The following is a 5,004-nucleotide window of genomic DNA, read 5'->3' as shown; positions in this document are numbered from 1 at the left end:
GTACCTTAATTTTATTTTGTATTCTTTTTACCACAGATACATAGAGTTCTGTCTCTGTAATGATAATACCGCAGTATTGTGTCATAATGATTCCTTTCTATTATGCTGACTTAACTTGTTGTGCTTCTTCAATCGCTTTGCATTGAGCGGATACAGCACAATAGCCTTCACATTTTTTACCATTCCAAGTTTCACGTTGGCTACATTTCTTCGGCACTACACCTGTTTCTATGGCTTGTTGTAACCGTTTTGCTTTAGTTTCCATATATCGTTTCAACCAATGATTGCTGATTGGGTTGATAGGAATAAGATATAACGGCTTTGTAATACCTCGTTCAGAAGCAATACGTAACCCTGTATCACGACATAACGCCTGAATCACCATAGACGATACGGTGTAATTTTCTTCTTCTAACAGTAGTCTGTAATAGTTCAATTGTAAGGCCCAATCTAACACATGACGTACTCCATCTGTGAATAATTCTTTTCGTGTTTTAGGTTGGCCTTTTTTTACTCCCGTCTTATATACTTCACCAGTTTCAACATCTTGTTTATAATACCCTAATGCTTTCATAAGCTTATATGAGCTTGTTATTTTTAGATCACCTAGCGTAGTATCCGTATTAGATAACACTTGCCCATATAAATCAAATTGCCCTGTTGTGGTGTTATTTTTTAAGCGTTCTTCTGAAAGCATGTTACCGCTAGTATGACGTTCTGTAATTGTATGCACAGCAGAACCATGTAAGGCGTATAGTTGCTTTTGTGGATCTACGGCATATTCTGTAATCTTTTTGAGATATAATTCGCGAGTACCACTTAATAATTCGGTAACAGACGGTTTGGTTAAATTACGTTCTAATGATGTAGCTACCGCTCGTAATGTAGGTAAAAACATACACCTCGTACCTTGTGGGCACCGCAATAAGCATTCATACATATTAATTTCATCCCCATTTGGGCAAATAAATCGTTTGGCTGGCATAATCATATCCTCCTTATAATTGCCCACATTCACTCATACTATGAAATTCACCATGTCCGATGATGATGTGGTCTAGTACTGGAATATCAAATAATCTACCTGCTTCAGCAACTCGCTTAGTGCAACGAATATCTAATTCACTTGGATGGGAATCGCCAGAAGGGTGGTTATGAACAATGACAATCCCACAAGCTTTTAAACGAACAGCCGAAGAAAAAATGCATTTAATATCTAGAGAGGCCGTCGTTACATCTCCAATAGAGATATCTTCAGATTTAATTAGATTATTTCTGGCATTAAGATATAGCACTCGTACGTGTTCGGTTTCAAAGTACTGCATATCTGACATAGCTTTATAGATATCAATAGGTCTACCTACATTAATAGGGGCTTTACGAGGCCTGTTTTGCACATTCTTAATGATAGATTTAATGGCACGTAGCTTGGCAATGCCACGATTTCCCATACCTGGTGCATCATACCACTCAGATTCTTCTGCATGGAATAATGCATCATATGGATCTCCATAACGTTCCACTAACTCTTGGACGGATGCTTTTGGCAAAATTTCTGTTAACATAGCTTCAACTGTAGTATTCATAATAGATTCTCCTTGTATAGAAATAAATTATTTAGATTCATAACTGGAAATTTGACACCAATTATTAGTATTTAGCGATTTAATATGACGATTGATTTTAGAGCGAATCGCTTTAATACCGTCGAAGATATCAATATGTAGTGAAGGAAATGTCACCACTAAAAATCGCTGTAAAGTAGTTAGGTTAAGAAAATAGTTAATATCATAGGTTTCATCAATGTATAATTCAATCTTGAATCGAATAGGTAAGTATACATGTGATGTATCTGTATTAATATAGGTCAGTTCAGAGCGTTCTTCTGATACGTAATATAATTTAGTATCAGGTGACAAATACACTTTACAATATTCCATATCAATAGGGTGTGTATCGCCTTCGCTTTCTGTATGAATACGTAAAATATATTCCTTTGTTTGATTATGCTGATAGAGATCATAATCAAGAATGCTATGTTTTCGGCTGTCCGAAAGCATGTTGGCTAACATACCCATACGAATAAGAGGCACATCTAAACGTTCAATCTGTTGTCTAAAAGCCCATTGTAATGATTTCAGTAATGGCTGTAATACTGACTGGTGCTTACTGATAAACAGGAATGTGTTTTGGTAATATTTGTTCATACAAATCCTCCAAATAAAAAATACCCCTAGGTGCATTGACACCTAGGGGTTAACCTTAAGGAATAGCTATATATGCTACTATAGTTATAATATATAATTAAAATTACCAAGTATTACTACTTGAGTATATACATTTTTATTATAGAGCCATTTTATATTGAAATTTTAAAAGTTATTATCATTTATCATATTATATTTATTAAATTATTTCTTTACTTGTATAAATATCTTACAACAATACATAATATCTTTATATTATGCAGGAATTATATATAGAGAAAAAGAATTTATTAATATAAATAGAGCGGAAAAATTGTATTTTAAATTTCTAGAGGTTCTAAAATATTGTTTTTTATAATCGTGCAATCATATCAATACATTATTGCTTAGTTTTAAGAAAAGAGGGTACGACTATGACTAAAAGCACGTTACCAGAAAAAAGAAATCCTAAAATTTGGAAACCTTTACATCGCTTATATCAACAGCAATTATTTATTAGCGCTTTACCAGAATTATTACAGAAGAAAATCCTTTCTAATTCTATTTTTGTATTAAATATCTCAACTCAGTTTTTTTGTAGAAAGGCTAATCATCAAGCTTATATTGAAATTGGACACAATAAATATGGTTTTGCTTGCCCTAACTGCATTGCTGATAAATCAATTATACCTAATACTTTAAATCTCAATAAACTTAAATCCTTAATAAAGTATTTAAGAGATCATCACAGTCTTCAAGTAGTAACATTTGTTGGACATGGAGAGCCACTCGAAAAAACAGGTGCCAGAGATCAAACAATAGAATTAATAAAATATGTAAATGGTTTAAAGTTAACACCAATGGTCTATACTGGCGGGCATTCACTAGATACGCAATTAATTGAAGATCTGAAGAAAAATAATGTAAGTATATTATTAAGTCTATATGGATTACCTTTTTTACACCCATCAATTTTTTCATCTTCACCTAGTTTAGAAAAATATTCAAATGCATTGCACGATTTATATGGGAAAAAACTCTTTAATTCTCAATATAATCTTGCAAAACAAGTATATGAATTATTCACGCTAAAACAAACTACAGAATTCACTACTAATTTGGCGATAAGTTCTGTGGGCACACCAGGCCATTTTGAAGATGCCGCACAACATAATTTATTAAAAACAGTTACTGATGCAGCTAAAGATAATGGTTTTGCTGTATACGTATGGGAAGAATATACAAAAGGTATGTCGCCTACATTTAGACAAGAATTAGAAAAAAAGTCAAGAGAGTTTAGTGGTTGGCATGAATTAGGTTCACTATATGTATGGAACCATTGTCAATTTGGCACCAGTGGAGCTATTACAGTCTTAGCAAATGGTGATTTTACGCATTGTCCACACACAACTAATTCAATAGGTATAAATTTAGATCAGTTAGTCGACTCTGATAATACAATAAATCTTACATATATAACTGAATTGGTCAATCATGCACACAGCTCTGATAACTTATCTTGTATTATCAGAAATACAAAGTTAGGAGAGCGTTTGCCTGCAACAGTTCCCATCCAAAATATAATCGATTCTGAAAGTATTGATTCTTTTATAAAAACACAGTTACAAAAAAATATGTCATTATTTAATTTATGTATGGAAAACAAAATTAACTTAGAAAATTTAAAAACTAACTTATTAAAAACTTATGCTTGGGATTTGTCATTATCTAGATACACTAATAATACTTATACCTTATCACCTACATTAAGATATTTATACGATATTAATAATCAATGGAGCACCATCAATAAAAAAGTTCATCATGCACACAAAGTTGAATCAAAGTTACTACAAACTAAAATTGCTTCAAAAAAAGAATTATTTAATAATACTATTATATTTTTTGGCGCATCTGAAAAAGAGCTAAAATTTATTGAAACATTAAATGATAAAGAAAAAGTATACATCATTATAGATATCGAGCCCAAAAATATTGCTCAAAAAGTACTTTATTTAAAAAAGCAAGGTTGGAATATATCTATCTTAGATTGTATGTTTGAAAACGCTTATCAAGCATTAAAAAATACTAGGAATATAAAAAAGACTAATTCAGTAACACTTTGTTGTTTTGGTTTTACTATCGGAAACTATAATCAAAATAAAATATGGAGAATTTTTACTAGTATAGCATCAATGTATAAAACCACTAATGTACTCTTTAGTCTTCAACTAACAAAAACATCATCCTATCTCAAAGAGAATCTTAATATTTATAACAATAAAATTTTTTTAGATTTTATATCCAAACCATTTGAAATAATGACACAAATGAAATTAAATGAATCTCAAATAGAATTTCAAAATAATATCGATGGTTATTTTTCAGGCTTTATCTATAAATACAAAATAACTACTCCAACTAATATAAGATTAGAAAACGAAAAGTCATTTTTACTTGACCAGTCAAAAACGATTGAAATATATCGTTCTATAAAACCAACCTTAGATGAGTATAATCACTTCTTAGCAGACATAAATAAAAAAATGGAAGTTATACATAACCAAAACGAAGTTTCTATTTTGAATGTACTTCTATAATCTAGGAGATGATAATATGAATCCAGAAAATAAAAACTCATTTCTCTTAAACAGTGCTCTATTTTTTTCAACAATGGGAAGCACTGCAACAACACTTGGTTTTATAACATATATATTTAATACCACCCACAGTCCCTTTAATACAGGGGCAGTTACGATAGCCACATTATTAGTTGGAATGTTATTAGGCCCATTTTTAGGGATACTTGTAAAAGAAA

General features: G+C 31.2%; 4 protein-coding genes and 1 pseudogene. 2 read left to right on the top strand and 3 right to left on the bottom strand.

The annotated features are described in order from the left end of the window. Positions 1-100 precede the first annotated feature (100 nt). Genes RYP29_RS08175 through RYP29_RS08165 form a run of 3 tightly spaced genes read right to left on the bottom strand, consistent with a single transcriptional unit; the run spans position 101 to position 2,207 of the window. On the bottom strand, positions 101-985 hold the full coding sequence (locus RYP29_RS08175) for a hypothetical protein (RefSeq protein ID WP_287520543.1): 885 nt from the start codon (positions 983-985) through the stop codon (positions 101-103). Between the two features lie 13 nt (positions 986-998). Further along, positions 999-1,586: a JAB domain-containing protein gene (locus tag RYP29_RS08170; RefSeq protein WP_287520540.1), complete on the bottom strand. Its 588-nt coding sequence runs from the start codon at positions 1,584-1,586 to the stop codon at positions 999-1,001. 27 nt (positions 1,587-1,613) lie between these two features. Then, a complete protein-coding gene (locus RYP29_RS08165; protein ID WP_287520538.1) occupies positions 1,614-2,207 on the bottom strand; it encodes a hypothetical protein in 594 nt (197 codons plus the stop codon). Between the two features lie 413 nt (positions 2,208-2,620). Here RYP29_RS08165 and RYP29_RS08160 point away from each other — a divergent pair, with 413 nt between their 5' ends. Beyond that, positions 2,621-4,786 (top strand): L-histidine N(alpha)-methyltransferase, encoded by a 2,166-nt coding sequence (locus RYP29_RS08160; RefSeq protein WP_311533015.1) that lies wholly within the window; start codon positions 2,621-2,623, stop codon positions 4,784-4,786. A gap of 16 nt (positions 4,787-4,802) precedes the next feature. Beyond that, a pseudogene (locus tag RYP29_RS08155) lies at positions 4,803-5,004 on the top strand (MFS transporter); the annotation flags it as partial.

The organism is uncultured Veillonella sp. (assembly GCF_963534045.1).
GTDB lineage: Bacteria > Bacillota > Negativicutes > Veillonellales > Veillonellaceae > Veillonella.
Note: the sequence above shows the minus strand (reverse complement) of the source record. Positions and strands in the feature narration are given on the sequence as shown.